Genomic DNA, 25,157 nt, shown 5'->3' on the forward strand with positions numbered 1-25,157 from the left:
TCGGCTACGCGCCGCTACAGCAATCGGGCGCCCGGACACTGCAGCGGCGATACCCAATGCTGGCTGTCGAAGCCGGCCGCCGCGAACGCCGCCTGCACCGCCGGCGCAGCCGCCTCCGCCGCCGCGCGCGTCGCGAACCAGGCGAACACGCTGGGGCCGGCGCCGGAAATGCTCGCGCCCATCGCGCCCGCCGCCAGCGCCGCTTCCTTGGCCGCATCGAAACCGACGATGAGCGGCGCACGCCGCGGCTCGATCAGCACGTCGCGCAAGCCGACGCGTACCAACTGCTCGTCGCCCGCGTAGCACCCCGCCAGCACCAGCGCCAGATTCGAACTCTGCGCCACGAACTCGCCGAGCCGGTAGTCGCCGGCCAGCGCCTCGCGCGCGCGGCGCGTCTCCAGCACCGCGTCCGGATGCACCAGCAGGCTGTGCCAGGCCGCCGGCACCGGCACCGGCACCATCCGCTGCAGCGTGGACAGCACCAGCCCGCCCAGGAACATCGGGCCGAGGTTGTCGCCGTGGCGGCTGCCGCTGGCCACCGCCTCGCCCTCCAGCGAATACGGATAAAGCTGCTCGCGCGACAACGGCGCGTCCAGCAACGCATTGGCCGCCACCAGCGCCGCCACGCACGACGCCGCCGAACCGCCCATGCCGGAACTGAGCGGAATGCCCTTGTCGATCTCCAGTTCGAAGCCGAACGGCAGCGCCAGCGCCTCGCGCAGCGCGATCAGCGCCGCGCCGGCGGTGTTGCGCGCGGCCTCCAGCGGCAACGCCACCGTGGTGCCGCGGCTCGCGGCGATGCGCACCAGCGGCGCGTCGATGCGGCGCACGGTCACCGTATCGCCGACGCCCTCCACCGCATAGCCAAGCAGGTCGAAGCCCACCGCCACGTTGGCCACCGAGGCCGGCGCGAACGCGCGCGCCTCGCGCGGCAAGGCGCGGGCGGCGGCGTGCGGCGCCAGCGAGGTCTGCACCTGGCTCACAGCCGCGCGCCCTCGCCCGCCGCCACCCGTAGCAGGTCGGCGAACACGCCCGCGGCGGTGACTTCCGGACCGGCGCCGGGGCCCTGCACCACCAGCGGATTGTCGCAATAGCGGCGAGTGGTGAACTGCACCACGTTGTCGGTCAGGCGCAGGTTGGCGAAGGCATGCTCGGCCGATAATTCCACCAGGCCGACGCTGGGCGCGCGGTCCGGCGCCAGCTGCGCCACGTAGCGCAGCACGCAGCCGCGCGCCCTGGCCGCCTGCAGGCGCTGCGCGAACGCCGCATCCACTTCGTGCAGCCGCGCCATGAAATCCTCCACGCTGGCCTGGCGCAGCGCTTCCGGCACCAGGCTCTCCACCGCCACATCCTCCAGGCTCAGCTCGCGCCCGGCCTCGCGCGCCAGGATCACCAGCTTGCGCGCCACGTCGGTGCCGGACAGGTCGTCGCGCGGATCCGGCTCGGTATAGCCCATGCCCCGCGCATCGGTGACCAGTTGCGAGAACGGCACGCTGCCGTCGTACTTGTTGAACAGCCAGGCCAGGGTGCCGGAGAAGATGCCCTCGATCGCGGTCACTTCGTCCCCGGTATCGACCAGATCGCGCAGCGTGGTGATCACCGGCAGGCCGGCGCCGACCGTGGCCTCGTAGCGGAAGCGCGCACCGCTGCTCTCGGCGGCGGCACGGATCGCATGGAAGCGCGCCAGCGGCCCGGCGCCGGCCTGCTTGTTCGGGGTGACCACATGGATGCCGGCGGCGAGCCAGTCGGCGTAGCGGTCGGCGACATTGGCGCTGCCGCTGCAATCGATGATGACCGCATGCGGCAGGTGCGCCGACAGCAGGTGCGCGGTGAACGCGTCCAGGTCGGTGGGCTGCTGGCCGCTGGCGAAGGCCTGCCGCCAGTCGCCGCCGATCGCGCGCGGTTCCAGGCGCATCGCGCTGCGCGAGGCGATCGCACGCAGGCGCAGGTCGAGGTTGGCCTTGGCCAGCAACTGCGGCTGCGCCACGCGCAGCTGGTCGAGCAGCGCCGCGCCGACGTTGCCCGGGCCGATCACCCCGACCGAGAAGGTCTGCGGCGACAGCCAGAACCCGGCGTGCGCGGCGCGCAGCGCCTTGGTCGCGTGCGCGCTGTCGATCGCCACCGAGATGTTGCGTTCCGACGAGCCCTGCGCGATCGCCAGGATGTTGACCTGGGCGCGGCCCAGCGATTCGAACAGGCGCGCGGCTACGCCCGGCTGCCCGGCCATGCCGTCGCCGACCGCGGCCAGCACGCTGATGCCGGTGGTCAGCTGCACCCGCTGCACCTGGCCGACCACCAGCTCGTGCGCGAACGCCGACAGCAACGCGTCGCGCGCGCGCTCGCATTCGTTCTGCCGCACCACGCAGCAGATCGAATGCTCCGAGGAGCCCTGCGAGATCATCACCACCGACACCCGCGCGTTGCGCAGCGCGGCGAACACGCGCTCGGCGGTGCCGGGCACGCCGATCAGGCCGGTGCCCTCCAGGTTCAGCACCGCCAGGTCCGGACTCAGCGTCAGGCCCTTGATCGGGCCGCTGCTGGCGCTGCTGGCGGTGATGCGGGTGCCCGGATGTTCGGGCTGGAAAGTGTTGCGGATGATGATCGGCAGGCCGCGCTCGATCGCCGGCGACATGGTCTGCGGATGCACCACCTTGGCGCCGAAATAGGCCAGCTCGCAGGCCTCGTCGTAGCTCAGCGTTTCCAGCTGCACCGCTTCGGGCACCACCCGCGGGTCGGCCGACAGCACGCCGTCCACGTCGGTCCAGATATGCAGTTCGTCGGCATCGAACAGGGCGGCGAAGATCGCGCCGGAGTAGTCGCTGCCGTTGCGGCCCAGCGTGGTGATGCGGCCGGCGCGGTCGCGGGCGACGAAGCCGGTGACCACGACGCGCTGCTGCGGATGCTGCGCGCGCCACGTCGACAGGCGCGCCGCGCTGGCCTCCCAATCCACGTCCACGCCCAGTTCGCCGCGATCCACCACCAGCACCTCGCGCGCGTCCAGCACCGCGCAATCCTCGCCCAGCGCGCGCAGATGCTCGCCGAGCAATTGCGCCGAATACACCTCGCCCAGGCCCTGCACCCGGTCCAGCACCTCGCGCGGCAGTTCGCCGATCACCGCCAGCGCGCCGAGGATCTCGGCGAGATGGTCGAAGCGCGCATCCAGCCATTCCACCGTGACGCCGGCATGCTCGCCGAGCAGCGACACCGCCGCGGCGCGGTGCCGCGCGCGGGTCTCGTGCCAGCGTTCGCGCCAGTCGCTGTTCTCGCTGGCGGCCAGTTCGGCCAGCCCGATCAGCGCATCGGTCACCCCCTTCATCGCCGAGACCACGGTGATCTGCAGGGTTTCCGGGCGCGCCAGCAGCAACTGCGCGACATGGCGATAGCGTTCGGCGTCGGCCACCGAGGTGCCGCCGAACTTGTGGACGACGGTGCGCGCGGCGAGCGCGGGGTCTGCGGCGGGAGCGGAAGCGACGGCGGGGGACGGCATGGGAGACCTCGGAGTGGAGGCCCCGCTCGCATCAGGCCGACGGGTTCCCCCGCATCCTGATCCGGGTGCGGGGCCGTGGGTTTCGACAGTTACGCGAAAACGACGGGCCGCACCGGGCGAATGGTGTGGGTGGTAATACCGGTGGTAATGCCCGCGCAGCACGCGGCCGGACGCCGAAGCGCGGGCGGCACGAAGCTGGTGACGAGGGCGAGAACGTGGGGCATGGGCGCAAGAGGACATCATGCGCCGGGGTGCTGTCAAGCGTTGTGTGCCGCAAGGCAGCATGCGCGTCGCACCCGGATGGATCCGTTGCAAAAGTTACTATCCGACGCCGTGGCGGCAGAAGTTTCGCCAGCGGCACTGCGGCAAGCGCTTACCGGCGCGGTAGCCGAGCCAAGTGGTCAGACTTGCCACGCCGCCAGGTCGATCGTCACGGCTTCGCCGACTGGCGCAACCATTCCACGATCTTGTCCACCATCCTGGACAGTTCGGACGCGATCAGCGCGACTACGGTCAGGAGCATCATGCCGAGCGCAGCGAAGACGGGATTCATGCGCCGCACTGTAGAAAACCGTTTGTGCGGGCTCATGTTCGGAACGACAAAAACGGCGTGCGGTTGCGTTGTGTTCAGTGGCGTGGCTATGCCCTTCGACCGCGCGGTTCCGGTAGCGGACAATGGACCGCAAGGCACCCGAGGTCGGAGATCGCGCAAGGCGCGCGGATTCTTCGTCCGCGCGCCTTGCACCTTCGTCAATGCTGCTGATTGTCCGCCGGCGGCTGTTGCTGTTGCTGCGGATCGCTGGTGGGCGATTGCGGATCGGTGGTGGGCGTGGTGGGCGTCACCGGAGGGGGCGTCTGGCTCGGATCGGTACCGGTCGCGGTGCCGGTGGCGTCGCCGCTGGTACCGGTGGCCGGTGCGCTGTTGCCGCCCGCCGGGCTACCGTCGGCCGCCGCTGGCGGCGTCGAGGCGTTCTGGTCCTGCGCGTTCTTGTCGCCATCGCGATGGCAAGCGGCCAAGGCCGCCAGCATCGAACCGATCAACACAAGCTTCAAGGCTCTATTCATTGGGTTACTCCTGCTTCGCATTCGCGGGTGGGTTAACACGGCCGCCTTCGACGGTCGGAACGAGGTGGAGCCCGCCATCCGGGATGTGGACACGCAGCCAGACCGCATGACGATGCGGCGCTGCGGCCGATTCAGGCGGCCGCAAGCTGCAACAGGGCAAACCCGTCGTCGCACATCCAGCCATGCAGGAGCCGGCACCGCGTCGGCATCCGCTCCTGCATTGGCGGACGTGGTGCAGGTTACGGAGCGAGGCGCTCAGCCGGCGTCGACGAGGGGTGTAGACGGTGTTAGGCCAGGACGGCGCAGCATGGGCGGCAGCGGCGTGACGGCCGTTGCCATGTCGCAGCATCGAAGGCAGTGCCTGCATGCACTACCGGCATCGGCGATTCGCCGCGCTTGCCCACATGCCCACTGCGGTGGTGACCCCGGCGCGATTCGAACGCACGACCTGTCCCTTAGGAGGGGACCGCTCTATCCAGCTGAGCTACGGGGCCTTGGCCGGGCGCATTGTCGCACGATCGCCGCGCTTGCCAAGCCCGCCGCGGCGCGCGGCGGATGCGGCCGGGCCCGCCCGGTCTGCTAAAATTGCGGGCTAATCGCGTCCCGCGTCCCCCGCCTGCGGTCGCCTTCCCTGTCGCAACGAACCCCAGGAGATTCCATGTCCGCTGACCTGCTCAAGGCGCTCGGCCTGACCGCGTCCAATTCCGGCACCTATCTCGGCAACGGCGAGTGGTCCACGGCCACCGGCGCCGGCGTGCTGCAACCGCTGAATCCTTCCAGCAACGAAGTCATCGCCGAAGTGCAGGCGACCACCGCGCAGGACTACGAGACCGTGGTGGCCCGCGCGCAGGCCGCGTTCAAGGTGTGGCGCACCACGCCGGCGCCGCGCCGCGGCGAGGCGGTGCGGCTCTGCGGCGATGCGCTGCGCAGGCACAAGGACGCGCTGGGGTCGCTGGTCGCGCTGGAAATGGGCAAGAGCAAGCCCGAAGGCGACGGCGAAGTGCAGGAGATGATCGACATCGCCGATTTCGCGGTCGGCCAGAGCCGCATGCTGTACGGCTACACGCTGCACTCCGAGCGCCCCGGCCACCGCATGTACGAGCAGTACCAGCCGCTGGGCCTGGTCGGCATCATCAGCGCGTTCAACTTCCCGGTCGCGGTGTGGGCGTGGAACGCCTTCCTGGCCGCGATCTGCGGCGACATCTGCCTGTGGAAGCCGTCCAACAAGACCCCGCTGACCGCGATCGCATCGATGAAGATCTGCAACGACGCGCTGCGCGATGCCGGCTTCCCGGACATCTTCTTCCTGATCAACGACGCCGGCACCGAACTGGCCGAAACCCTGGTCGAAGACAAGCGCATCGCGCTGATCAGCTTCACCGGCTCGACCCAGGTCGGGCGCAACGTCGCCGAGAAGTGCGCGCGGCGCCTGGGCCGCTGCCTGCTGGAGCTGGGCGGCAACAACGCGATCATCCTCGACGAGAGCGCCGACCTGAAGCTGGCGATCCCCGGCATCGTGTTCGGCGCGGTCGGCACCGCCGGCCAGCGCTGCACCACCACGCGCCGGCTGATCGTGCACGCATCGATCTACGACACCGTGCTGGCGACGCTGCTCAAGGCCTACAAGCAGGTCGAAGGCAAGATCGGCGATCCCACCGACCCGGCCAACCTGATGGGGCCGCTGAACAGCCGCGGCGCGGTCGAGCAGTTCCTGGCATCGATCGAGAAGGCCAAGGCCGCCGGCGGCACCGTCGAGACCGGCGGCACCGCGCTGGACCGCCCCGGCAACTTCGTGCTGCCGGCGATCGTCACCGGCCTGCACAACGGCGACGACGTGGTGCAGCACGAGACCTTCGCGCCGATCCTGTACGTGATGAAGTACAGCAGCCTGGACGAGGCCATCGACATGCAGAACGGCGTGCCGCAGGGCCTGTCCTCGTCGATCTTCACCCAGAACCTGAAGGCGGCGGAGAAGTTCCTGTCGGCGGCCGGCAGCGACTGCGGCATCGCCAACGTCAACATCGGCACCTCCGGTGCGGAGATCGGCGGCGCGTTCGGCGGCGAGAAGGACACCGGCGGCGGTCGCGAATCCGGCTCGGACGCGTGGAAGGTGTACATGCGCCGGCAGACCAACACGATCAACTACTCCGACTCGCTGCCGCTGGCGCAGGGCATCAAGTTCGACCTGTAAGCGATGCGCATCGCCGCCCTGTCCGACATCCACGGCAACCTGCCCGCGCTGGAGGCGGTGCTTGCGGATATCGGGCGGCGCGGCGTGGAGCGGATCGTCAACCTCGGCGATATCGTCTCCGGTCCGCTGTGGCCGCGCGAGACCGCCGAGCGGCTCATGCCGCTGGCGCTGCCCACGGTCCGCGGCAACCACGAGCGCCAGCTATGCGAGCTGGCGCCCGCGGCGATGGGCGCCAGCGATGCCTACGCGCATGCGCAGCTGACGCCGGCGCAGCGGCGCTGGCTGGACGAACTGCCGCCGACCCTGTCCCTGCCGCAGGCGCTGCTGTGCCACGGCACCCCGCACGACGACCTGTGCTGGCTGCTGGACGACCTGGCTGCACCGCACCTGCTGCCTGCCAGCGCGCAACGCGTGCGCGAACGGCTCGGCGATACGCCGCCGGCGCCGCTGGTGCTGTGCGGGCACAGCCATGTGCCGCGCACGCTGCGCCTGGACGACGGGCGGCTGCTGTGCAATCCGGGCAGCATCGGGCTGCCCGCCTACGCCGAGGCGCATCCGCAGCCGTACCGGGTGGAAACCGGCACGCCGCAGGCGCGCTACGCGATCCTGCAATGCGCGCAGGGCCGCTGGGACGCGCAACTGCTGGCGGTCGACTACGACCACGCCAGCGCCGCGCTGCAGGCCGAACGCAACGGCCAGCCGGAGTGGGCGTACGCGTTGCGCCACGGCCGCACGCGCCGATGAACGGCGCACGGCAGGCGCGCTTCTGGGATAATTCGGGCACCGTGCATGCGAGCGAACCCGCTGCCCCCTTCACGAGGATCCGCACATGAGTGCCGTACGCGAAACCAATTCCCTCGCCGTGGTCAGCCTGGTCGCCGGCATCCTCGGCTGGACCCTGATGCCGGTGCTCGGCAGCCTCGGCGCGATCATCACCGGGCACCTGGCGCGCGCCGAGATCCGCCGCCAGCCGCAACGCTTCCAGGGCGACGGACTGGCGGTCGGCGGGCTGATCCTGGGCTGGGCCGCGGTGATCGTCGCGATCCTGTCGGTGCTGGCGTTCGTGCTGTTCTTCGGCGGGCTGGCCTGGTTCGCCAGCACCCAGGCCTGAGCCGATGGACGCCTCCGCTCCGCGCGAACGCTTCAGCGACCGCGTCGCCGACTACATCCGCTACCGCCCCGACTATCCGCCCGCGCTGCTGGACTGGGTGCACGGGGAACTCGCCGTGGCACGCGATGCGCAGGTCGCCGACATCGGCGCCGGCACCGGCATTTCCACCCGCATGTTCCTGCTGGCCGGGCATCCGACGCTGGCGGTGGAGCCGAACGCGGCGATGCGCGCCGCCGCCGAGACCCTGCTGCGCGACCTCCCCGGCTTCGCCGCGGTCGACGGCAGCGCCGAGGCCACCACCCTCCCCGCCGCCAGCGTCGACCTGATCAGCGCCGCGCAAGCCTTCCACTGGTTCGATCTGGAAGCGGTACGCCGCGAATGGGCGCGCGTGCTGCGCCCCGGCGGACTGGCGCTGGTGTACTGGAACTCGCGACTGCTCGACGGCACGCCGTTCCTGCAGGACTATGAGCAGTTGCTGCTCGACTACGGCACCGACTACAGCACGGTGGCCGAGCGCTACCACGACGATGCGACGATGCAGGGCTGGTTCGGCGCCGGGCTGCGCGGCACCGCCCAGTTCCCGAACGTGCAGAAGCTGGACTACGACGGCCTGCGCGGGCGCCTGCTGTCCTCCTCCTATGCGCCGCTGGCCGGGCATCCGCGCCACGCGCCGATGCTGGCCGCGCTGCGCGTGCTGTTCGATCGCCACCAGGTGGATGGCCTGGTCGATGTCCACTACCGTACCCGTGCCTTCGCCGGCACGTTGAACTGAGCTGTGCCCATGTATTCCCTCGCCCGCCCGTTCCTGTTCGCCTTCGACGCCGAGCGCGCCCACGCGCTGGGCCTGCGCGCGATCGAGATGGCCTACCGCACCGGCACCAATCCGCTGCTGGCCAGGGCGATCGCGCCGATGCCCACGCGCGCGTTCGGCCTGGAGTTTCCCAACCCGGTCGGGCTGGCTGCAGGCCTGGACAAGAACGGCGAGCACATCGACGCGCTGCTCGCGCTGGGCTTCGGCTTCGTCGAGATCGGCACCATCACCCCGCGCCCGCAGCAGGGCAATCCGAAGCCGCGCATGTTCCGGCTGCCACGCGAGCAGGCGGTGATCAACCGCATGGGCTTCAACAACCTCGGCGTGGACGCGCTGGTGCGCAACGTCGAACGCGCGCGCCGCCGCCATGGCCTGCTCGGCATCAACATCGGCAAGAACAAGGACACCCCGAACGAGGACGCCGCGTCGGATTACCTGCATTGCCTGGAAAAGGTCTACCCGCTGGCCGACTACGTGACCGTCAACATCTCCTCGCCGAACACCGCCGGCCTGCGCGAGCTGCAGGAGGAACAGGCGCTGCGGCAGCTGGTGTCGCAGCTGCGCGAGGCGCAGGAAGCGCTGGCCGCGCGCCACGGCAAGCGCGTGCCGATGCTGGTCAAGGTCGCGCCGGATCTGAGCGACAGCGATATCGACGCGGCGGCGCGGGTGCTGTCGGACCTGCAAGTGGACGGCGTCATCGCCACCAACACCACCGTCGCCCGTCCCGGCCTGGAGCGCAACGCGCTGGGCGCCGAGGCCGGCGGCCTGTCCGGCGCGCCGCTGCTGGGCCAGTCCACGCTGGTGCTGCGCCGGCTGCGCGCGCGCCTGCCCGAGGCGATCCCGCTAATCGGGGTCGGCGGCATCCTGTCCGGCGCCGATGCGGTGGCGAAGATGGCCGCCGGCGCGGCGCTGGTGCAGTGCTACAGCGGGCTGGTGTTCCGCGGCCCGGAGCTGATCGGCGAATGCGTCGAGGCGATGCGCCGGCGCCGCGAAGCGCCCAGCCGCGGCGCGGTCGCCGCGCTATGAGCAACGCCTGGTCGCTGACCGCGAATGCGCCGCTGCAGGCGCTGAATACCTTCCATGTCGCCGCGCAGGCGCCGTGGCTGCTGCAGATCTTCGCCCCCGACGCGCTGCCCGAGGCGCTGCTGGCGCCGCAGCTGGCCGGTGCGGCGCTGCTGCCGCTGGGCGGCGGCAGCAACATGCTGTTCGCCGGCGACGCGCCCGGCGTGGTGCTGGCCTTCGCCAACCGCAGCATCGACACGCTCGAACACCGCGCCGACTACGCCATCGTCCGCGCCGGCGCCGGCGTGGGCTGGCACGAACTGGTGATGTGGTCGCTGGCGCAGGGCCTGTCGGGCCTGGAGAACCTGGCGCTGATCCCGGGCACGGTCGGCGCCGCGCCGATCCAGAACATCGGCGCCTACGGCGCGCAGGTCGGCGAGTTCGTGCATGTGGTCGAGGCCTACGACCGCGCCGACGCGCGCTTCGTGCGGCTGGATGCGGCCGCCTGCGAGTTCGGCTACCGCGACAGCCTGTTCAAGCGCCAGCCCGACCGCTACCTGATCGCCGCGGTGGAATTCAACCTGCCGCGGCTGCATGCGCTGCGCCTGGACTACGCCGGCATCGGCGAGGAACTGGAGGCGCTCGGCATCGCCATGCCCGGCGCGCCCGACGTGGCGCAGGCGGTGATCAATATCCGCCGCCGCAAGCTGCCCGACCCGGAGGTGCTCGGCAACGCCGGCAGCTTCTTCAAGAATCCGCTGCTGCCGGCCGAACAGGCGCAGGCGCTGCAGCACGCGTACCCGGCGCTGCCGGTGTTCCCCGGCGACGGCGAGGACCAGCGCAAGCTGTCGGCGGCGTGGCTGATCGAGGCCTGCGGCTGGAAAGGCCACCGCGACGGCGATGCCGGCGTGTCCGCCGCGCACGCGCTGGTGCTGGTCAACCACGGCCAGGCCAGCGGCGCCGAGCTGCTGGCGCTGGCGCGGCACATCTCCGCCTCGGTGCTGGAGCGCTTCGGCGTGATCCTGGAGCCGGAACCGCGCATCGTCGGCGCACACTGGTGAAGCAGCCGGTGTCGCTGCGCGCGGCCGCGCTGATGCTGGCCAGCACGCTGTCGTTCGGACTGATGGTGATTGCGATCCGGCTGGCCTCCGCGCACCTGTCCACGGTGGAGATCGCGTTCTTCCGCAACCTGTTCGGCTTGCTGTTCCTGCTGCCGATGCTGCTGCGGCCGGGGCAGTCGCTGCCGCGCACCGCGCAGTTGCCGCGCTACCTGCTGCGCACCGCGATCGGCCTGGTGTCGATGCTGGCCGGCTTCTGGGCGATCGGCCACCTGCCGCTGTCGCAGGCGATCGCGCTGTCCTACTCCACGCCGCTGTTCGTGACCCTGGCCGCGGCGTTCTGGCTGGGCGAGAACGTGCGCCTGCGGCGCTGGATGGCGGTGCTGTGCGGCTTCGCCGGCGTGCTGATCATCCTGCGCCCGGGCGCGGCCACGTTCAGCGCCGGCACCCTGATCGCGCTGCTGGCGGCGGTGATGGGCGCACTGGTGGCGATCCAGATCAAGCAGCTGGCACGGGTCGATTCGGCCAACACCGTGGTGTTCTACACCTATGCGTTCTGGGTGCCGATGTCGCTGCTGCCCGCCCTGTTCGCCTGGACCTGGCCGCAGGGCATCGACTGGCTGTGGCTGCTCGCCACCGGCCTGTTCGGCACGCTCGGGCAACTGCTGTGGACGCGCGCGCTGCGCATCGGCGAAGTCTCGGCGCTGACCCCGATCAGCTTCGTGCAGCTGCCGTTCGTGGCCGTGTTCGGCTGGTGGCTGTTCGGCGAAGCGCCGGATCGCTGGACCGTGCTCGGCGCGCTGATCATCCTCGGCGCCAATGCCTACATCGCTCACCGCGAGGCGTTGCTGGCGCGGCGCGCCGCCAGCGCCGCGGCCACCGCGGCGGCCAAGCCTGGCGAATGAGCGCGCCTGTCCGGCCGTGCCGGCGCCAGGCGCGCGGGCCGCGCACGAACCGGCGACAGTGCGCGATCATCGCTGCCCGCACCCGGCGAACGGGCGACACGTGGAGAACGGCATGAAGACCATCGGCCTGATCGGCGGCATGAGCTGGGAATCCACCGTGCCCTACTACCGGCACATCAACGAAACGATCCGCGCGCAGCTGGGCGGGCTGCATTCGGCCAGGCTGCTGCTGTACAGCGTGGACTTCCACGAGATCGAGCAACTGCAGCAGGCCGGCGACTGGGACGCGGCTGGCGAAGCGATGGCCGTGGCCGCGCGCGCGTTGCAGGCCGGCGGCGCCGATTTCCTGGTGCTGTGCACGAACACCATGCACCGCGTCGCCGACGCGATCGCCGCGGCGGTGCCGCTGCCCCTGCTGCATATCGCCGATGCCACCGCCGACGCGGTGCAGGCTGCCGGCATGACCCGGATCGGGCTGCTCGGCACCCGCTTCACCATGGAGCAGGACTTCTACCGTGCTCGGCTGCAGCGGCGCGGCTTGCAGGTGCTGGTACCGGACCTGCCAGGGCGCGAGGACGTCCACCGCATCATCTACGACGAACTGTGCCAGGGCGTGATCCGCGACGCCTCGCGGCGGCGCTACCGCCAGGTCATCGCGGCGCTGCAGGCGCAGGGCGCCGAGGCGGTGATCCTGGGCTGCACCGAGATCTCGCTGCTGATCGGCGCCGGCGACGCCATGCTGCCGCTGTTCGATACCACCGCACTGCATGCGCACGCGGCGGCCTTGCATAGCCTGGCCTAGCCACGGCAGCGCACAAACCTTGCCGGCACGGATCGGTTACGCGCGCGGCCCAGGGGGCGGCGATACGCTCCGGCAAACTTCATAATGGGCGCACGCCCGATTGCAAAGAACATCATGCGCCTGCTTCGCCTGCTCGCCCTCGCCACGCTCGCCCTGCTGCTGTGCCCGGCGCTGCCGGCCTTGGCCATCGCGATTCCCGAGTACACGCCGAATGTCGTCGATCCGGCCGGCACGTTGAGCGACGCGCAGCGGCAGCAGGTCAACGACGCGCTGCACCAGATCCGCGAGGAACAGAACATCTGGGGCGCGGTCTATGTCGTGCCCTCGCTCGACGGCGAGGACATCGAGCAGGTGGCCGACGCGGCGTTCCAGAAGTGGCAGCTGGGCAGCAAGGGCGCCAACAACGGCCTGCTGCTGGTGCTGGCGCTGCAGGACCGGCGCTCGCGCTTCGAGGTCGGCTACGGACTGGAAGGCGTGCTGCCCGATGCGGTCGCCCGGCGCGCACTGGACGATCATCTGGCGCCGAAGATGCGCCAGGGCGACACCGCGGGCGCCATCGTCGATGCATTCGGCTTCATGGCGCGCGTGGCCGCCCAGGACCCGGAGAGCCTGGCGGAACTGTCGCGCGCGTCGTCTGCCGCCGAGCAGGATGAACGGGCGGACTGGAAACGTGGCGTCGCTGCCTGGGCCGGCCTGCTTGCGCTGATCTGGCTGCTGCCGCCACTGCTGGCGCGCCGGCAGCAACGCCTGCGCGCGCGCCTGCTGCGGCGCCATCCGGAACTGGCCGACGCGCCGGAAGAGATCGCCAGCTCCAAGCGCAAGCGCGCATCGTCGGGGGCGTTCATCAAGCTGTTCCTGACCATCAACCCGGGCGTATTCGTGCTGGTGCTGTCGAGCCTGTTCTGGCTGGCGTTCTGGCTGTGGATCGCCGCCGAAGTGCTGACGCTGTGCTTGATGCTCGCACTGTCGGGCCGCCGCTACCGCTCGCCGGACCGGTACCGCGCCTTTCTGCAGGAGCAGGAGCGCATGCGCAAGGCGCTGATCCGCAAAGGGCATGTCGTCGAGACCGCGGCCGGCACCTACGCCTATACCTCGGCGTACTACGCCAGCGAAGCGGCCTCGTCGAGCTCGTCGTCCTCGTCCAGCGATTCCTCGTCGTCCGGCGGCGGCAGCTCGGGCGGCGGCGGCGCCAGTTCGAGCTGGTAGCCGCCCCGCGCAGCAAACTCCAGCGCTTGGACCTTGCGGCCGCGACCGACACAGGTCGCAGGCCGGCAGTGGCCACTGCGCAAGACATCCTCGATCACGGTACGGTGGCGAGCGAGCATCATGCGCAACCTTGCGTTCAAGTCCGCCAACTGTTCGTAGAGGGTCGTGACCGCCGATTTTCCAGGCGCAGCCAATGCCAAGCGAAAAAAGCGCCATCGCCCAGAGGATGGCAGCACTGGCGCACACGACATGGCGCATCAGCAGTTTCCTGTGCAGATTGAACCGACGTTGCGCGAGCAAGTGGCGCGACCACCATACCCGACGTCATGATGGTCTTCAGGCAGCGGAACTCCTGGCGCGCCCCACCGAGGTGGCACCTAATTTCCCGGTCGCTATCACTGTCGATCCTGAGTTCGGGCATAACGGCAGCGTCCTCTGCAAGCCAGTGGCACTCCGTCGATAGCGAGCGCCTCGGCAAACCATCAGCGCCAAACGGCACAGCTACATCATGGCGAGGCATGTGCCAAACAGGTGCACCTTGGGCTTCAAGGACGTGGTTTCGGCCGTGGCACGACGAACTTCAGAACCCGAACGAATGGCTGTCGATCGGATCAGGCCACCGCCCTCTTTCTGGTTTTCCACTGCGAGATCAGATCGCTAAGCCAGGCGATTGCAGAAAAACCGAGCGTGACCTGTGGGTAGACGATCAAGATGCCCACCCCCAAGAAGGCAACCTTGAGAATAAGAAATCCAGCCCACGCCCAGCCCCAACCCCATTGCAATTGAGGCCGGTATCCGGCGCGGCGCATCCATCGTGCAACCGCGATCACCAACAGTGGCAGGGCGATCGCCGCGGCAACCGAGGACTTGTCCGCTGCAATGAATGCACTGGCGGCCACGGCAAGGATCGGGATGAAAAAGCGCTGCAACAGCGGGCGCCTGACGCAAGGATCGGTTTCGTGTCTGGACTGCCAACGCAGCAGCGAAGCAAAGCAATCCCAGGCAAGCCAGCCACCGAAGATGATTGCGGCACCATAGCAGCCAACCTTCAGCATCGGGGATATACCGGGTGCCGGATTTCGATCAACCATCGCCAACAAGAGACACAGAAGCAGGAAAACTGCTGCCGCGATTAGGCTGCGGGCCACCCCGACCATGAAGGCAACTGGATTGAACCTATGCCGATCGCTGACCAAGTACCATGCGCCGACACGTTCCCGATGCAACGGCGGCGGTGGCTGGCTACCGTCCGGCACGTAGCCGATCAGTTCAAGCAGCCGCCGCACGCGGGCGGGTCGGCCTGGCCAGAGCATTGCCGCGAACACTGCGCCGTCAGACATCGTCGGGCCAAGCAAGGCCAGTAGCTTGCGCACATACGGAACCGACGCATCGGGATCGCCGCGCCGCCGCAGTGCGTCGCTCAGCTCTCCATATCCGGACGGTTGCAGCAACCAACGCTTGTGCATCCGTGCGCAGGCGTGCTGCACGAAATAGGGATCGGGTGCGTCCAGTGCCTGCTCCCAATCGAAGAAATCGGCCAGCACCTTGTAGTGGTAGATGCTAAGTGCTTCCTCGTGTTCGAGCAGATGTCTCTGCAGGCGGGCACCGATCTGCGGTTTGCTGTCCAGCGACCACAGCTCCGGTTGCGCAAGCAGCCATGCTCGCAGCGCTTCCGGTTCAAGTCGCTGCGTCTGATGCAGGATGCGCAGCTGCAGCTGCGCCATGTCGACGGACGGCGTATCCGTAGTGGCAGGCGCGATCGATGGCGCGGTAACGGGACGCCTGCCCGGTGGCGCTTGGGAAGCGTCGGGCGCTTCTGAAGCTTCGGCCCCCCCAGGGGAGTCAGGCGCTTCGGAAACATCCGGAGGCTGGAAGGCGCCGGCAGCGGGCTGGACGGGAGCAGGCCCGGTTTCCAGCGCAACGGGAGTCCGCGCGAATGCAGCTCCAGCCTGCACCTGCGGTGCATCACCGCTGTCCTCCACGCCCTCGGCGGCCGGTTCGGCCGCCCGACGCATGGCGGCAAGTTGCCGCGCCCAGCCAAGCGCCGCCTGATAGGTCTCGTGGAGTTGCTGGAAGCCGGTCGGATCGTCATCCGGGCGGGTCACCTTTAGGCGCGCCGCGTAGGCCCGCTTGATGGCGCGCTCGTCGGCGTCCTCCTCCAAGCCAAATGCCGCCAATGCCCAGCTCATGCGCGCGCTTCCAGCTCGTCCAGTGCCTGGGCAAGTTCCTGGCGGTGACGTTCGATCCGGGCAGTGTCCTGGCTTTCGAGTATCTCGCGGAACTGGTCGAGCCAACGCTGCAACATCTGCCGTTCGTCGATGTATTCCTCATAGACGCGCTCGATGCGTGCCAGCATTGCCAGGTTCTGCTGCTGGTCGCGCGGGTGGACCTTCAGCTCGGCCAGGGCCAGCAAGCGCCTGGCGATTTCGTCGCGATCGAGCAAGCCGGGATTCTGTTCGAGGATCAATTCGTGCCGCTTGCCGGTCGCTTCCTCGATCACCTCGACCTGCAATAATCCGTCCACGTCATAGGTGAATCGGGTCAGCACGCTCTGCTCGTTGCGCGGGCGCTTGGAATCCAGCGCCACCCGTACTTCGCCCAGCTTAATGTTGCGCTCGACCATGGGGTTCTCGCCCTGGTAGACGTCGATGACCACTTCGGTCTGCCGGTCATGGGTGGGATAGAAGGTGTCTTCGCGACTGACCGGCACCACGCTGTTGCGCGGGATGATCGGATGGAAGTAGCCGTTGCGTACTTGTCCGTCGCCGCCGCGGCGCGACACCTGCGTTCCCAGCGTATAAGGACAAACGTCGGTCAGCACGACCTCGCGCAGGCTCTCGTCGCGGCTCTTCAGACCAGCTGCCACCAACGCCCCCAGGGCGATCGCATGGTCGGGATTGACGTGACGCAGCGGCAAGCGGCCGAGCATGCGCGTGGCCAAGCGGCTGATCATCGGCATACGTACCGCGCCGCCGACCAGCACGATGTCGTCCAGCTCTGACGGCCGCAACTTGGCATCGCGCAGCGCACGTTCGATCGGTAACCGCATGCGCTGCAACAAGGGCTCGGCCAGCTGCGCAAAACGCGACTCGTCAATCTCCCAGCTGTACGCCTGCCCGGCGATGCTCAGGCTCAGTGCGGCCTGCGCCTGCGTGCTCAGCTCGCGCTTGAGTTGCTCGACCCGTCGCCGCAATTGGGCACTATCGCTGGGCGCGAGCTTGGCAGGATCGAGCCGATGCTCGGTACAAAAACCTTCCACCAGCACCTGCAGGAAGTCTTCGCCGCCGAGGAAGTTGTCGCCCGCGCTGGCATGCACTTCGACCACGCCGTCGAACATTTCCAACAAGGACACGTCGAAAGTGCCGCCACCGAGATCGAGCACCAGCACGCGGCCTTCTCCTCCGCGTTCCTGCAGCCCGTAGGCCAGCGCGGCGGCGGTCGGCTCGTTGATCAACCGTTCAACGCGGATGCCGGCCAGTTCGCCGGCCACCCGAGTGGCCTTGCGTTGCGCGTCGGAGAAATACGCCGGCACGCTGATAACCGCTTCCTCGACCTTTTCGCCCAGCGCGGCTTCGGCATCGGCGATCAGGGAGCGCAGGATCAGCGCCGACAGCTCTTCCGGACGGAAGCTGCGCTGTCCCAACTTGGTCTCGCGCGGACTCCCCATCCAACGTTTGAACGCGGCCACGCTGTGACCCGGATGGGTCACCAGCCGATCGCGGGCGGGCTGGCCGACCAGCAGGCTGCCATCGTCATCGACGCTGACCACCGACGGTGTCAACAGGCCTCCGTGCGGATTGGCGAACAGGCGCCCACCATCGGCATCATGGATGCCGATCAGCGAGTGGGTGGTGCCGAGGTCGATACCTACAATCATGAGCGGGTCCTTGTGTCCCTATCCGTTGTGAAAATTCTAGGCGTGCCTTTGCAGGGCGCGATGTTGCGTGTCCTGGATCAACGAGATCGCCCAGAACAGCAACGCAACCACGGTGCCGGGCCAGGCGCCCGCCTGTATTGCGATGACCAGGGGTACGCTTAGCCCCCCTACTACGCCGAGCCCAGGGATGATCGCCTTTCGCGATTCCGTATCCATGCGACCGGCCATGCGATATGCCGAGATGTAGGCGAGCGCGGACCCGACGGCCACTCCCAATCCGCCGCTACGCATCCCGACTAGGATGGCGATACTGGCTGCCGGCAGCGCCCAGCAATGCGCGAGACGCTTGCCGAGGCTCGAAAGCGTGGTGCATGCCTGCCAGCGGGCGACCACCTGGACCAGCACCAAGGCGATCCAGATCGCCAGTCCGGTTGCGAGCGCGCCGACGATCCACGCGGTGTCCGCAGCACCGGCAAACGGGAGCATCAAGGTCGCGCCAACGGCGATCAGGGCGGCGACCGCCAGCCCACGCGCCAGGTCGACGGCCACTTGCCAGCCATGCGGGCGGCGCCGATCGCCAAGCTGCCTCCAGAAGCGCACGTGGCGCGGCTGCAGCGATGCGGGCAAGCCGTCGGGGGACCATTGATCGACGATGCCGCAGAAGCGGTACATCCACATCGGACGCGCCGGCAGCAAGGCGGACAGGAAGCAACCCCACCGGGATGGCGGTCCCATCAAGCAGGCCCTCAACCACGCGGCCCGGTGCGGCGTCATCTTTGGCCAGTGCGCCGCTTCGAGCTCGTAGGCCAGCACAGCGGCATCGCCGTCAGGCGCCAGCGCGGCGAGCCGCCGCCGACTGCGCTCCTGCGTCCGCGCCGTTCTTTGGGCGTCGTGCAACCACGCGCGATCGTCGCGGTCGTGGTCCTGCTGACTCCAGCGGAACGCCGACGAGAGCGCGTCAATGGTCTGCAACTGTAGCGAGGCCTTTCCTTCGCGTAGTGCGCGCAAGACGCGCGCACCGATCGCCGTACGGTCGTCGTCGGAAAGACGGTTGACCCGTTGCGACAACCAGTGCGCCAGCAAGTCCGGCGACCGCCCAAGCGCAATCGCCAGCACGCGACCGCTCCAGAGCGCCTGCCTAAATTCGCTGTCTTGTTCGTCGCAGAAACAGGCAATCAACGCGTCCAACGCCGCATCCGACATGGTGACGCCCTCGCCTGCGGCTTGCGTGGCGATAGCCTGCTGGATGCGCGGGCGCAGCCCCAGGGACCACAGCTCCGGCAGGGCGCGCAACCAGGGGCCGAAATCAGCTGCCGGCATGGCATGTGCCGCAGCGAGGATGCGTTCGGCCCGATCCTGCACATAGCCATCGTGCTGCCATTGCGCCAGTTCGGCCTCCAGCACCGGGTCGTGCACCAGATCGGCCAGCGAGCGGCGCTGCCTGGCCGGCGCTTCCCCGGCGGGCGAAGCCACCGCGGTCTGCGGCGCCAGCGACGACACCTCGACCTGCATGTCCTCGATCGTCGCTCTCGCCTGATGTGGCCACGTCGCCGCTTCCGTCCAGGCCAATGCCGCTTGATAGGTCTCGTACAACTGCTGGAACGCGACCGGGTCGTCATCGGGCCGGGTGGTCTTCAGACGTAGCGCGTAGGCGCGCTTGATCGCGCGCGCATCCGCATCTGCCGACAGTCCCAACGCCTCGGCGGCCCAGCTCATCGACGAGGCCCCGCCGCCGCATTGCTGCGCCGTTTGAAGTCCATCCCCTGCCTGCTCATAGCTCTGCAAGATCGGGTTATCGGCTGCCGCCGCCAGGACTTGAGCGCTCGGCGCTACGCCGCGCTATCCCACATTTTTGGGCAATCCCGCTAAGACGCGACGCGCCGGCGGCGCCAGCGCGGACGCCGTTCGCCGCGGAACATCAGCAGGTACAGCCCGAGCACCCAGACCAGCGCCGCGCACCAGCCACCGAGGATGTCGGAGGGGTAATGCACGCCCAGGTAGATGCGCGACACGCCGACCAGCAACGCGAACGTGCTGGCCAGCAGCAGCACTGGCCAGCGCCAGCGGGTGCGCCAGGCCAGCGCGATCAGCACCGCGGCCAGGGTCATCGAGCCCATCGCGTGGCCGCTGGGGAAACTGAAGGTGTGCTCCGGCGCGATCGACTCCCACAGGCTGGGCCGGTCGCGCTGGAAGAACTGCTTGGCGCTCATGTTCAACAGCGCCGAACCGACGAACGAGAACGCGGCGAACATGGCCTCGCGCCAGCGCCGCAGGCCCAGCAACAGCAGCACGATCAGCGTGTCCAGCGGGATCACCCCGTACTGGTAGCCGGCCTCGGTGACCACGCTGAAGAACCGGTCCCAGCCCGGCGAGGCCAGCGCGCGCATGCTCCACAGCAGCGGCTCGTCGAAATAGAAGTTCTCCAGTTCGTGGACCTCGTCGGCCAGCGCCACGAACACGCCCATCGGCAGCAGCACGCCGGCGAACAGCAGGCCGATGCGCCAGGCGTTGCGGCGCAACCAGTGGCGCACGCCGGCGGCGCGCTCGGCCGGGTTCTCACCCGGCGCGGCGGACATACTTGGTTTCGACGTAGTCGTCGATCAGCGCGACGAACTCGTGGGCGATGTTCTCGCCGCGCAGGGTGACGGTCTTTTCGCCGTCGACGAACACCGGCGCCGACGGCGCCTCGCCGGTCCCCGGCAGCGAGATGCCGATGTTGGCGTGGCGCGATTCGCCCGGTCCGTTGACCACGCAGCCCATCACCGCCAGGGTCATGTTCTCGGCGCCGGGATGGCTCACCTTCCACTCCGGCATCTTCGCGCGGACGTGGTTCTGCACCACCTTGGCCAGTTCCTGGAAGAACTCGGAGGTGGTGCGGCCGCAGCCCGGGCAGGCGGTGACCAGCGGGGTGAAGGCGCGCTGGCCGGTGGTCTGCAGCAGTTCCTGGGCGACGATCACCTCCTGCGTGCGCGACTGCCCCGGCTCGGGGGTCAGCGAGATGCGGATGGTGTCGCCGATGCCTTCCTGCATCAGCACCGCCAGCGCCGCGCTGGAGGCGACGATGCCCTTGCTGCCGATGCCGGCCTCGGTCAGGCCCAGGTGCAGCGCGAAATCCGAGCGCTGCGCCAGGTCGCGGTACACCGCGATCAGTTCCTGCACGCCGCTGACCTTGCAGCTGAGCACGATGCGGTCGCGGCCCAGGCCCAGTTCCACCGCGCGTTCGGCCGAATCCAGCGCCGAGCGGATCAGCGCCTCGCGCAGCACGCGGCCGGCGTCCCACGGCGTCTCGCGGCGCGAATTCTCGTCCATCAGCTGCGCCGCCAGGGCCTGGTCCAGCGAGCCCCAGTTGGCGCCGATGCGCACCGGCTTGTCGTACTTCAGCGCGAACTCGATCAGCTGCGCGAACTGGGTGTCCTTCTTCTTGCCGAAACCGACGTTGCCGGGGTTGATGCGGTACTTGGCCAGCATCTCGGCGCACGCCGGTTCGGCGGCCAGCAGCTGGTGCCCGTTGTAGTGGAAGTCGCCGATCAGCGGCACCTCGATGCCCATCATCCGCAGCTTGTCGACGATGCGCGGGATCGCCGCGGCCGATTCGGCGTTGTTGACGGTCAGCCGCACCAGTTCCGAGCCGGCGCGCCACAACTCGGCCACCTGCTTGACCGAGGAGGCCACGTCGGCGGTGTCGGTGTTGGTCATCGACTGCACCACGATCGGCTTGCCGCCGCCCACGACGACGCCTCCGACGCGGACCGGCTGGGTGGAACGGCGCGCCCAGGGCGCGGCGTCGCTGGGGGGGGTGGGTCGGCTGACGGCGTCGTACATGCGCGCATTTTAGCGTGAGCGGGCGGCCGCGCCCCACCCCGGCGCCGGGGACTGCGACGGTTTGTCGCAGACAGCCGTGCGCGCCAGCGCATACGATGCGCGCCATGACCTCCACCGATGCCTCGTTCCTGCGCACCCTGTGCAGCCTGCGCTGGCTGGCCACCGCCGGGCAGGCGGCGACGATCCTGGTCGCGACCTGGGCGATGCGGCTGCCGCTGCCGCAGCTGCCGCTGTGGTCCGGCGTGGCCGCGTTGACCCTGTTCAACCTGTATGCGCAGCTGCGCCTGCGCCATGCCGACACCGCCGCGCCGGCCACCGCGTTCGGCCACATCCTGGTCGATGTGACCGTACTGACCTGGATGGTCGGCTGGAGCGGCGGCATCGGCAACGCCTTCGGCTCGCTGTTCCTGGTGCTGATCGCGTTGGCCGCGCTGGCGCTGCCGCTGCGCTGGGCGCTGGCGGTGGCGGCGGCCTGCGTGGCCGGCTACGCGGTCAGCGCGCTGTTCGGCCTGCCGCTGCCGCGCGGCCCGCACCAGGCCTTGGACCTGCAGCGCTGGGGCATGGCCGCCAACTTCCTGCTGTCCACCATCGTGGTGCTGGTGTTCTCCACCCGCCTGGCGCTGTCGCTGCGCGAACGCGAGCGCGAGCTGGCGCTGCTGCGCGAGCGCTTCACCCGCAACGAAGGCATCGTCGCCCTGGCCACCCACGCCGCCTCGGTCGCGCATGAGCTGAATACGCCGCTGGCGACGATGACCCTGCTCACCGACGACATCGTCGAGCAGATCGAGCAGCCGGAACTGCGCGAGGACCTGGAAACCCTGCGCGAACTGCTGGTGCAGTGCCGCGAACGGGTGCTGGCGCTGGCCGCACCGGCGCAGCGCGCCGGCGGCGGCACGGTGTCGCTCGCGCACGTGCTGCACCAGTGGCAACTGGTGCGCCCGACCGTGCAACTGCGGCGCAACGACGACGCGCCGCTGCAGCTGCGCCTGGAGAGCGCGATCGGCCACCTGCTGCAGGTGCTGCTGAACAACGCCGCCGATGCCGGCGAACGCGCCGGCCATCCGCAGGTGGACCTCAGCGTGCGGGTCACCGGCAGCGAACTGGTCGGCGAGGTCCGCGACTACGGCGGCGGCTTCGACGCCAACCAAGTCGCGCTGCCGGCCACCCTGTTCCGCAGCGGCAAGCCCGACAGCATGGGCGTGGGCCTGGCGCTGTCGCATGCCACCATCGAACGCCTGGGCGGCGAACTGTGGACCCAGCCGGCGCCGGACCACGGCGCACGGGTCGGTTTCCGCCTGCCGCTGCTCGCCCTGGAGACGCCCGCATGAGCAACGACGCCCCGCTGGGCCTGCTGGTCGACGACGACCCGCTGTACCTGCGCACCCTGCAACGCACCCTCGCCCGCCGCGGGCTGGAGACGCTGACCGCCGACAGCGGCGCCGCGGCGCTGGCCCTGGCCACGGCGACGCCGCCGGACTACGCGCTGATCGACCTCAAGCTGGGCGACGAATCCGGCCTGGCGCTGATCCAGCCGCTGCGCGCGATCCGCGCCGACATGCGCATCCTGCTGGTCACCGGCTACGCCAGCATCGCCACCGCGGTGGAGGCGATCAAGCTCGGCGCCGACGATTACCTGCCCAAGCCGGCCACGGTGCAGATGATCCTGCGCGCGTTGAGCCTGGAGGCGGACAGCGCCGAGGACGACGACGCACTCGAACTGCCGGACGCGATGACCCCGCTGAGCCGGCTGCAGTGGGAGCACATCCAGCAGGCCATGCACGAGACCGGCGGCAACGTTTCGGCGGCCGCGCGCCTGCTCGGCATGCACCGCCGCTCGCTGCAGCGCAAACTGGCCAAGCGCCCCAGCCCGCAACGCGAGCCGCCGCGCTGAGCGCGGTGCGGTCGCGCATGGCGTCGCCGTCTACCGTCGTACACACCGGCTTCACTTTCCCAACCCGCGGCTGTTCGCCGTCCGCGCGCCGACTCAAGTCGCCCACGCAGGCGCCGTTAAATCCTGCATGCGCCCTTCTTCTCATCCGCTGCCGCCCGACGAATCGACGAGGCTGGCGACCCTGCGCCAGCTGTGCCTGCTCGATACCCCGGCCGACCGCGTCTTCGACCTGATCACCCAGCTGGCCTCGCGCACCCTGCGCACCCCGATCGCGCTGGTCTCGCTGATCGACGAGCAGCGCCAGTGGTTCAAGTCCCGGGTCGGCCTGGACGCGCCGCAGACGCCGCGCAGCCAGGCCTTCTGCGCGCATGCGATCCACAGCCCCGAGCTGCTGGTGGTGGCCGACGCGCGGCAGGATCCGCGCTTCCGCGACAACCCGCTGGTCACCGGGCCGCCGTTCATCCGCTTCTACGCCGGCGCGCCGCTGATGCTGGCCGACGGCACCGGCCTGGGCACGCTGTGCGTGATCGACAGCGAACCGCGCAGCGAGTTCGACGCCGACGCGCGGCGTACCCTGCAGGAGCTGCGCGACCTGCTGCTGCTGCGGATCGAGACCCTGCGCAACACCGGCTACGTCGATGCGCTGACCGGCCTGCCCAACCGCAGCCGCTTCAACGAAGACCTGACCATGTGGCTGTCGCTGCAGAGCGCGGACCAGCACGACACCGGCGTGGCGATCGACGTCTGCGGCACCGAGTACTTCCGCGACATGGTCAAGGCCCTGGGCTGGGAATACGCCGAGGGCTACCTGCTGGCCGCGCGCGACCGCCTGCTGCAAGCCCTGGACGGGTTGCCGGCCTACCGCATCGACACCACCAGCTTCGCCTTCGTGGTGAAGGGCAACGACCCGGCACAGCTGGCGCAACGCTGCGAACGCGTGTGCGGCGCCTTCGCCGAGGCGATCGAGCACCAGGGCATTCCGCATGCCGCGACCCCGTCGCTCGGCGCGGTGAGCCTGGACGGCGTGCTGAGCGCCAACCACACGCTGCGCTCGCTGACCACCGCGGTGGACATGGCACGCCAGCGCGGCCTGCCGTGGAGCCTGTACGAGCGCAGCCACGACGCCAGCCAGCGCAATGCGTTCCGGATCCTGGCCGCGCTGCCGGAAGCGCTGAGCGCGCGCGAGCAACTGAGCCTGCACTACCAGCCGCGGGTCAGCCTGCGCAGCGGCGACTGCGTCGGCGTGGAAGCGCTGCTGCGCTGGGAGCATCCGTTGCTCGGCACGGTCGCGCCCAACGACTTCATCCCGCTGGCGGAGAAGACCGCGCTGATGAGCCGGGTCACCGCCTGGGTGTTGCGGGCCGGCATCGCGCAGGCGGCGCTGTGGCAGCAGCAGGGCCATCGCTTCAGCGTCTCGCTGAACGTGTCGGCGGTGGACCTGGAACAGGCCGACTTCATCGCCACGCTGCGCGAGCTGCTGACGCGGCACGCGCTGGAACCGGGCCGCATCGAGATCGAGTTCACCGAAAGCGCGATGATCCGGCATCCTGAGCGCGTGGCCGAACAGCTGCAGGAAATCAGCGCGCTGGGGGTGAAGATCGCCATCGACGACTTCGGCAGCGGCTACAGCAACCTCAGCTACCTCAAGCGCATCCCCGCCAACGCGCTGAAGATCGACCAGTCGTTCATCCGCTCGCTGCCGGGCAGCCGCAAGGACTGCATGATCGTGCCGTCGATGATCCGGCTCGGCCACGATTTCGGCCAGCAGGTGGTGGCCGAAGGCATCGAGACCGAGCAGATCTACGACATGCTGCGCGAATGGGGCTGCGACGAGGGCCAGGGCTACTGGATCGCGCGGCCGATGCCGGCGGCGGCGCTGGAGGCCTGGCTGGCCACGCCATGGCGCGACCAGGCACACGGTTGAACGCG

At 69.4% G+C, this 25,157-nt stretch carries 21 protein-coding genes and 1 tRNA gene; 12 read left to right on the top strand and 10 right to left on the bottom strand.

All coding sequences use genetic code 11. The features are described from left to right. Positions 1–14 precede the first annotated feature (14 nt). The 5 genes from JR064_RS20175 to JR064_RS20190 all read right to left on the bottom strand — a co-directional run bounded on the left by JR064_RS20175 (position 15) and on the right by JR064_RS20190 (position 5,046). Positions 15–983, bottom strand: coding sequence for a homoserine kinase (locus tag JR064_RS20175; RefSeq protein ID WP_206230916.1), 969 nt, complete (start codon positions 981–983; stop codon positions 15–17). After that, complete coding sequence (thrA, locus tag JR064_RS20180) at positions 980–3,487, bottom strand: bifunctional aspartate kinase/homoserine dehydrogenase I (protein WP_206230917.1); 2,508 nt, start codon at positions 3,485–3,487, stop codon at positions 980–982. Before thrA ends, JR064_RS20175 begins: the two co-directional genes overlap by 4 nt. Before the next feature lie 430 nt (positions 3,488–3,917). Then, on the bottom strand, positions 3,918–4,040 hold the full coding sequence (locus JR064_RS23260; protein WP_277420391.1) for a hypothetical protein: 123 nt from the start codon (positions 4,038–4,040) through the stop codon (positions 3,918–3,920). Between the two features lie 197 nt (positions 4,041–4,237). After that, positions 4,238–4,531, bottom strand: a complete 294-nt coding sequence (locus tag JR064_RS20185; RefSeq protein WP_338123910.1) for a hypothetical protein — start codon at positions 4,529–4,531, stop codon at positions 4,238–4,240. Between the two features lie 438 nt (positions 4,532–4,969). Further along, a tRNA-Arg gene (locus JR064_RS20190) sits at positions 4,970–5,046 on the bottom strand. A gap of 164 nt (positions 5,047–5,210) precedes the next feature. On the opposite strand from JR064_RS20190, the gene amaB reads away from it, so the two are divergent. The 9 genes from amaB (at position 5,211) to JR064_RS20235 (ending at position 13,638) form a co-directional block, all read left to right on the top strand. Further along, the gene (gene amaB / locus JR064_RS20195; protein ID WP_206230919.1) at positions 5,211–6,743 is read left to right on the top strand and encodes an L-piperidine-6-carboxylate dehydrogenase; all 1,533 of its coding nucleotides are present in this window, start codon (positions 5,211–5,213) and stop codon (positions 6,741–6,743) included. A 3-nt stretch (positions 6,744–6,746) separates the two neighbouring features. Next, positions 6,747–7,487: a metallophosphoesterase family protein gene (locus tag JR064_RS20200; protein ID WP_191827007.1), complete on the top strand. Its 741-nt coding sequence runs from the start codon at positions 6,747–6,749 to the stop codon at positions 7,485–7,487. Between the two features lie 85 nt (positions 7,488–7,572). Further along, the gene (locus JR064_RS20205) at positions 7,573–7,854 is read left to right on the top strand and encodes a DUF4190 domain-containing protein (RefSeq protein WP_179564286.1); all 282 of its coding nucleotides are present in this window, start codon (positions 7,573–7,575) and stop codon (positions 7,852–7,854) included. Between the two features lie 4 nt (positions 7,855–7,858). After that, a complete protein-coding gene (locus JR064_RS20210; RefSeq protein ID WP_206230920.1) occupies positions 7,859–8,626 on the top strand; it encodes a class I SAM-dependent methyltransferase in 768 nt (255 codons plus the stop codon). A gap of 9 nt (positions 8,627–8,635) precedes the next feature. Beyond that, on the top strand, positions 8,636–9,691 hold the full coding sequence (locus tag JR064_RS20215) for a quinone-dependent dihydroorotate dehydrogenase (protein ID WP_179564282.1): 1,056 nt from the start codon (positions 8,636–8,638) through the stop codon (positions 9,689–9,691). Then, entirely contained in the window at positions 9,688–10,728 is a 1,041-nt protein-coding gene (murB, locus tag JR064_RS20220; RefSeq protein WP_206230921.1) for a UDP-N-acetylmuramate dehydrogenase, read from the top strand. Before JR064_RS20215 ends, murB begins: the two co-directional genes overlap by 4 nt. A 32-nt stretch (positions 10,729–10,760) precedes the next feature. Beyond that, positions 10,761–11,630: a DMT family transporter gene (locus JR064_RS20225; RefSeq protein WP_206230930.1), complete on the top strand. Its 870-nt coding sequence runs from the start codon at positions 10,761–10,763 to the stop codon at positions 11,628–11,630. A gap of 112 nt (positions 11,631–11,742) precedes the next feature. Further along, a complete protein-coding gene (locus JR064_RS20230; RefSeq protein ID WP_206230922.1) occupies positions 11,743–12,432 on the top strand; it encodes an aspartate/glutamate racemase family protein in 690 nt (229 codons plus the stop codon). A gap of 114 nt (positions 12,433–12,546) precedes the next feature. Next, positions 12,547–13,638 carry a TPM domain-containing protein gene (locus tag JR064_RS20235; RefSeq protein ID WP_241093189.1) on the top strand — a complete coding sequence of 364 codons (1,092 nt, stop codon included), beginning with the start codon at positions 12,547–12,549 and terminating at the stop codon, positions 13,636–13,638. A 611-nt stretch (positions 13,639–14,249) separates the two neighbouring features. On the opposite strand, the gene JR064_RS20240 is transcribed toward JR064_RS20235, so the two are convergent. From JR064_RS20240 to ispG, 5 genes are all read right to left on the bottom strand, one after another. After that, the gene (locus tag JR064_RS20240; RefSeq protein WP_206230924.1) at positions 14,250–15,827 is read right to left on the bottom strand and encodes a hypothetical protein; all 1,578 of its coding nucleotides are present in this window, start codon (positions 15,825–15,827) and stop codon (positions 14,250–14,252) included. After that, positions 15,824–17,515: a molecular chaperone HscC gene (locus JR064_RS20245; RefSeq protein ID WP_206230925.1), complete on the bottom strand. Its 1,692-nt coding sequence runs from the start codon at positions 17,513–17,515 to the stop codon at positions 15,824–15,826. The genes JR064_RS20240 and JR064_RS20245 overlap by 4 nt, the downstream gene beginning before the upstream one ends. Positions 17,516–17,551: 36 nt before the next feature. Next, positions 17,552–19,300, bottom strand: a complete 1,749-nt coding sequence (locus tag JR064_RS20250; RefSeq protein ID WP_206230926.1) for a J domain-containing protein — start codon at positions 19,298–19,300, stop codon at positions 17,552–17,554. Between the two features lie 80 nt (positions 19,301–19,380). Continuing rightward, on the bottom strand, positions 19,381–20,091 hold the full coding sequence (locus JR064_RS20255; protein ID WP_206230927.1) for a phosphatase PAP2 family protein: 711 nt from the start codon (positions 20,089–20,091) through the stop codon (positions 19,381–19,383). After that, a complete protein-coding gene (gene ispG, locus JR064_RS20260; protein ID WP_179564272.1) occupies positions 20,072–21,337 on the bottom strand; it encodes a flavodoxin-dependent (E)-4-hydroxy-3-methylbut-2-enyl-diphosphate synthase in 1,266 nt (421 codons plus the stop codon). The genes JR064_RS20255 and ispG overlap by 20 nt, the downstream gene beginning before the upstream one ends. Before the next feature lie 104 nt (positions 21,338–21,441). Between ispG and JR064_RS20265 the strand changes: the two genes are divergently transcribed. The 3 genes from JR064_RS20265 to JR064_RS20275 all read left to right on the top strand — a co-directional run bounded on the left by JR064_RS20265 (position 21,442) and on the right by JR064_RS20275 (position 25,152). Then, complete coding sequence (locus tag JR064_RS20265) at positions 21,442–22,665, top strand: ATP-binding protein (protein WP_179564270.1); 1,224 nt, start codon at positions 21,442–21,444, stop codon at positions 22,663–22,665. Beyond that, the gene (locus JR064_RS20270; protein ID WP_179564268.1) at positions 22,662–23,228 is read left to right on the top strand and encodes a response regulator transcription factor; all 567 of its coding nucleotides are present in this window, start codon (positions 22,662–22,664) and stop codon (positions 23,226–23,228) included. The genes JR064_RS20265 and JR064_RS20270 overlap by 4 nt, the downstream gene beginning before the upstream one ends. 127 nt (positions 23,229–23,355) lie before the next feature. Beyond that, the gene (locus JR064_RS20275; RefSeq protein ID WP_179564266.1) at positions 23,356–25,152 is read left to right on the top strand and encodes a putative bifunctional diguanylate cyclase/phosphodiesterase; all 1,797 of its coding nucleotides are present in this window, start codon (positions 23,356–23,358) and stop codon (positions 25,150–25,152) included. The last annotated feature ends 5 nt before the right edge of the window (positions 25,153–25,157 follow it).

The organism is Xanthomonas bonasiae (genome assembly GCF_017163705.1).
GTDB classification, from domain to species: Bacteria; Pseudomonadota; Gammaproteobacteria; order Xanthomonadales; family Xanthomonadaceae; genus Xanthomonas_A; species Xanthomonas_A bonasiae.

Coding starts and splice junctions, on each gene's coding strand:
- JR064_RS20255 (WP_206230927.1), bottom strand. CDS start 20,091: ATGTCCGCCGCGCCGGGTGAGAACCCGGCCGAGCGCGCCGCCGGCGTG.
- JR064_RS23260 (WP_277420391.1), bottom strand. CDS start 4,040: ATGAATCCCGTCTTCGCTGCGCTCGGCATGATGCTCCTGACCGTAGTC.
- murB (WP_206230921.1), top strand. CDS start 9,688: ATGAGCAACGCCTGGTCGCTGACCGCGAATGCGCCGCTGCAGGCGCTG.
- JR064_RS20210 (WP_206230920.1), top strand. CDS start 7,859: ATGGACGCCTCCGCTCCGCGCGAACGCTTCAGCGACCGCGTCGCCGAC.
- JR064_RS20225 (WP_206230930.1), top strand. CDS start 10,761: ATGCTGGCCAGCACGCTGTCGTTCGGACTGATGGTGATTGCGATCCGG.
- JR064_RS20265 (WP_179564270.1), top strand. CDS start 21,442: ATGACCTCCACCGATGCCTCGTTCCTGCGCACCCTGTGCAGCCTGCGC.
- JR064_RS20215 (WP_179564282.1), top strand. CDS start 8,636: ATGTATTCCCTCGCCCGCCCGTTCCTGTTCGCCTTCGACGCCGAGCGC.
- JR064_RS20240 (WP_206230924.1), bottom strand. CDS start 15,827: ATGAGCTGGGCATTGGCGGCATTTGGCTTGGAGGAGGACGCCGACGAG.
- JR064_RS20275 (WP_179564266.1), top strand. CDS start 23,356: ATGCGCCCTTCTTCTCATCCGCTGCCGCCCGACGAATCGACGAGGCTG.
- amaB (WP_206230919.1), top strand. CDS start 5,211: ATGTCCGCTGACCTGCTCAAGGCGCTCGGCCTGACCGCGTCCAATTCC.
- JR064_RS20245 (WP_206230925.1), bottom strand. CDS start 17,515: ATGATTGTAGGTATCGACCTCGGCACCACCCACTCGCTGATCGGCATC.
- JR064_RS20270 (WP_179564268.1), top strand. CDS start 22,662: ATGAGCAACGACGCCCCGCTGGGCCTGCTGGTCGACGACGACCCGCTG.
- ispG (WP_179564272.1), bottom strand. CDS start 21,337: ATGTACGACGCCGTCAGCCGACCCACCCCCCCCAGCGACGCCGCGCCC.
- thrA (WP_206230917.1), bottom strand. CDS start 3,487: ATGCCGTCCCCCGCCGTCGCTTCCGCTCCCGCCGCAGACCCCGCGCTC.
- JR064_RS20230 (WP_206230922.1), top strand. CDS start 11,743: ATGAAGACCATCGGCCTGATCGGCGGCATGAGCTGGGAATCCACCGTG.
- JR064_RS20205 (WP_179564286.1), top strand. CDS start 7,573: ATGAGTGCCGTACGCGAAACCAATTCCCTCGCCGTGGTCAGCCTGGTC.
- JR064_RS20235 (WP_241093189.1), top strand. CDS start 12,547: ATGCGCCTGCTTCGCCTGCTCGCCCTCGCCACGCTCGCCCTGCTGCTG.
- JR064_RS20200 (WP_191827007.1), top strand. CDS start 6,747: ATGCGCATCGCCGCCCTGTCCGACATCCACGGCAACCTGCCCGCGCTG.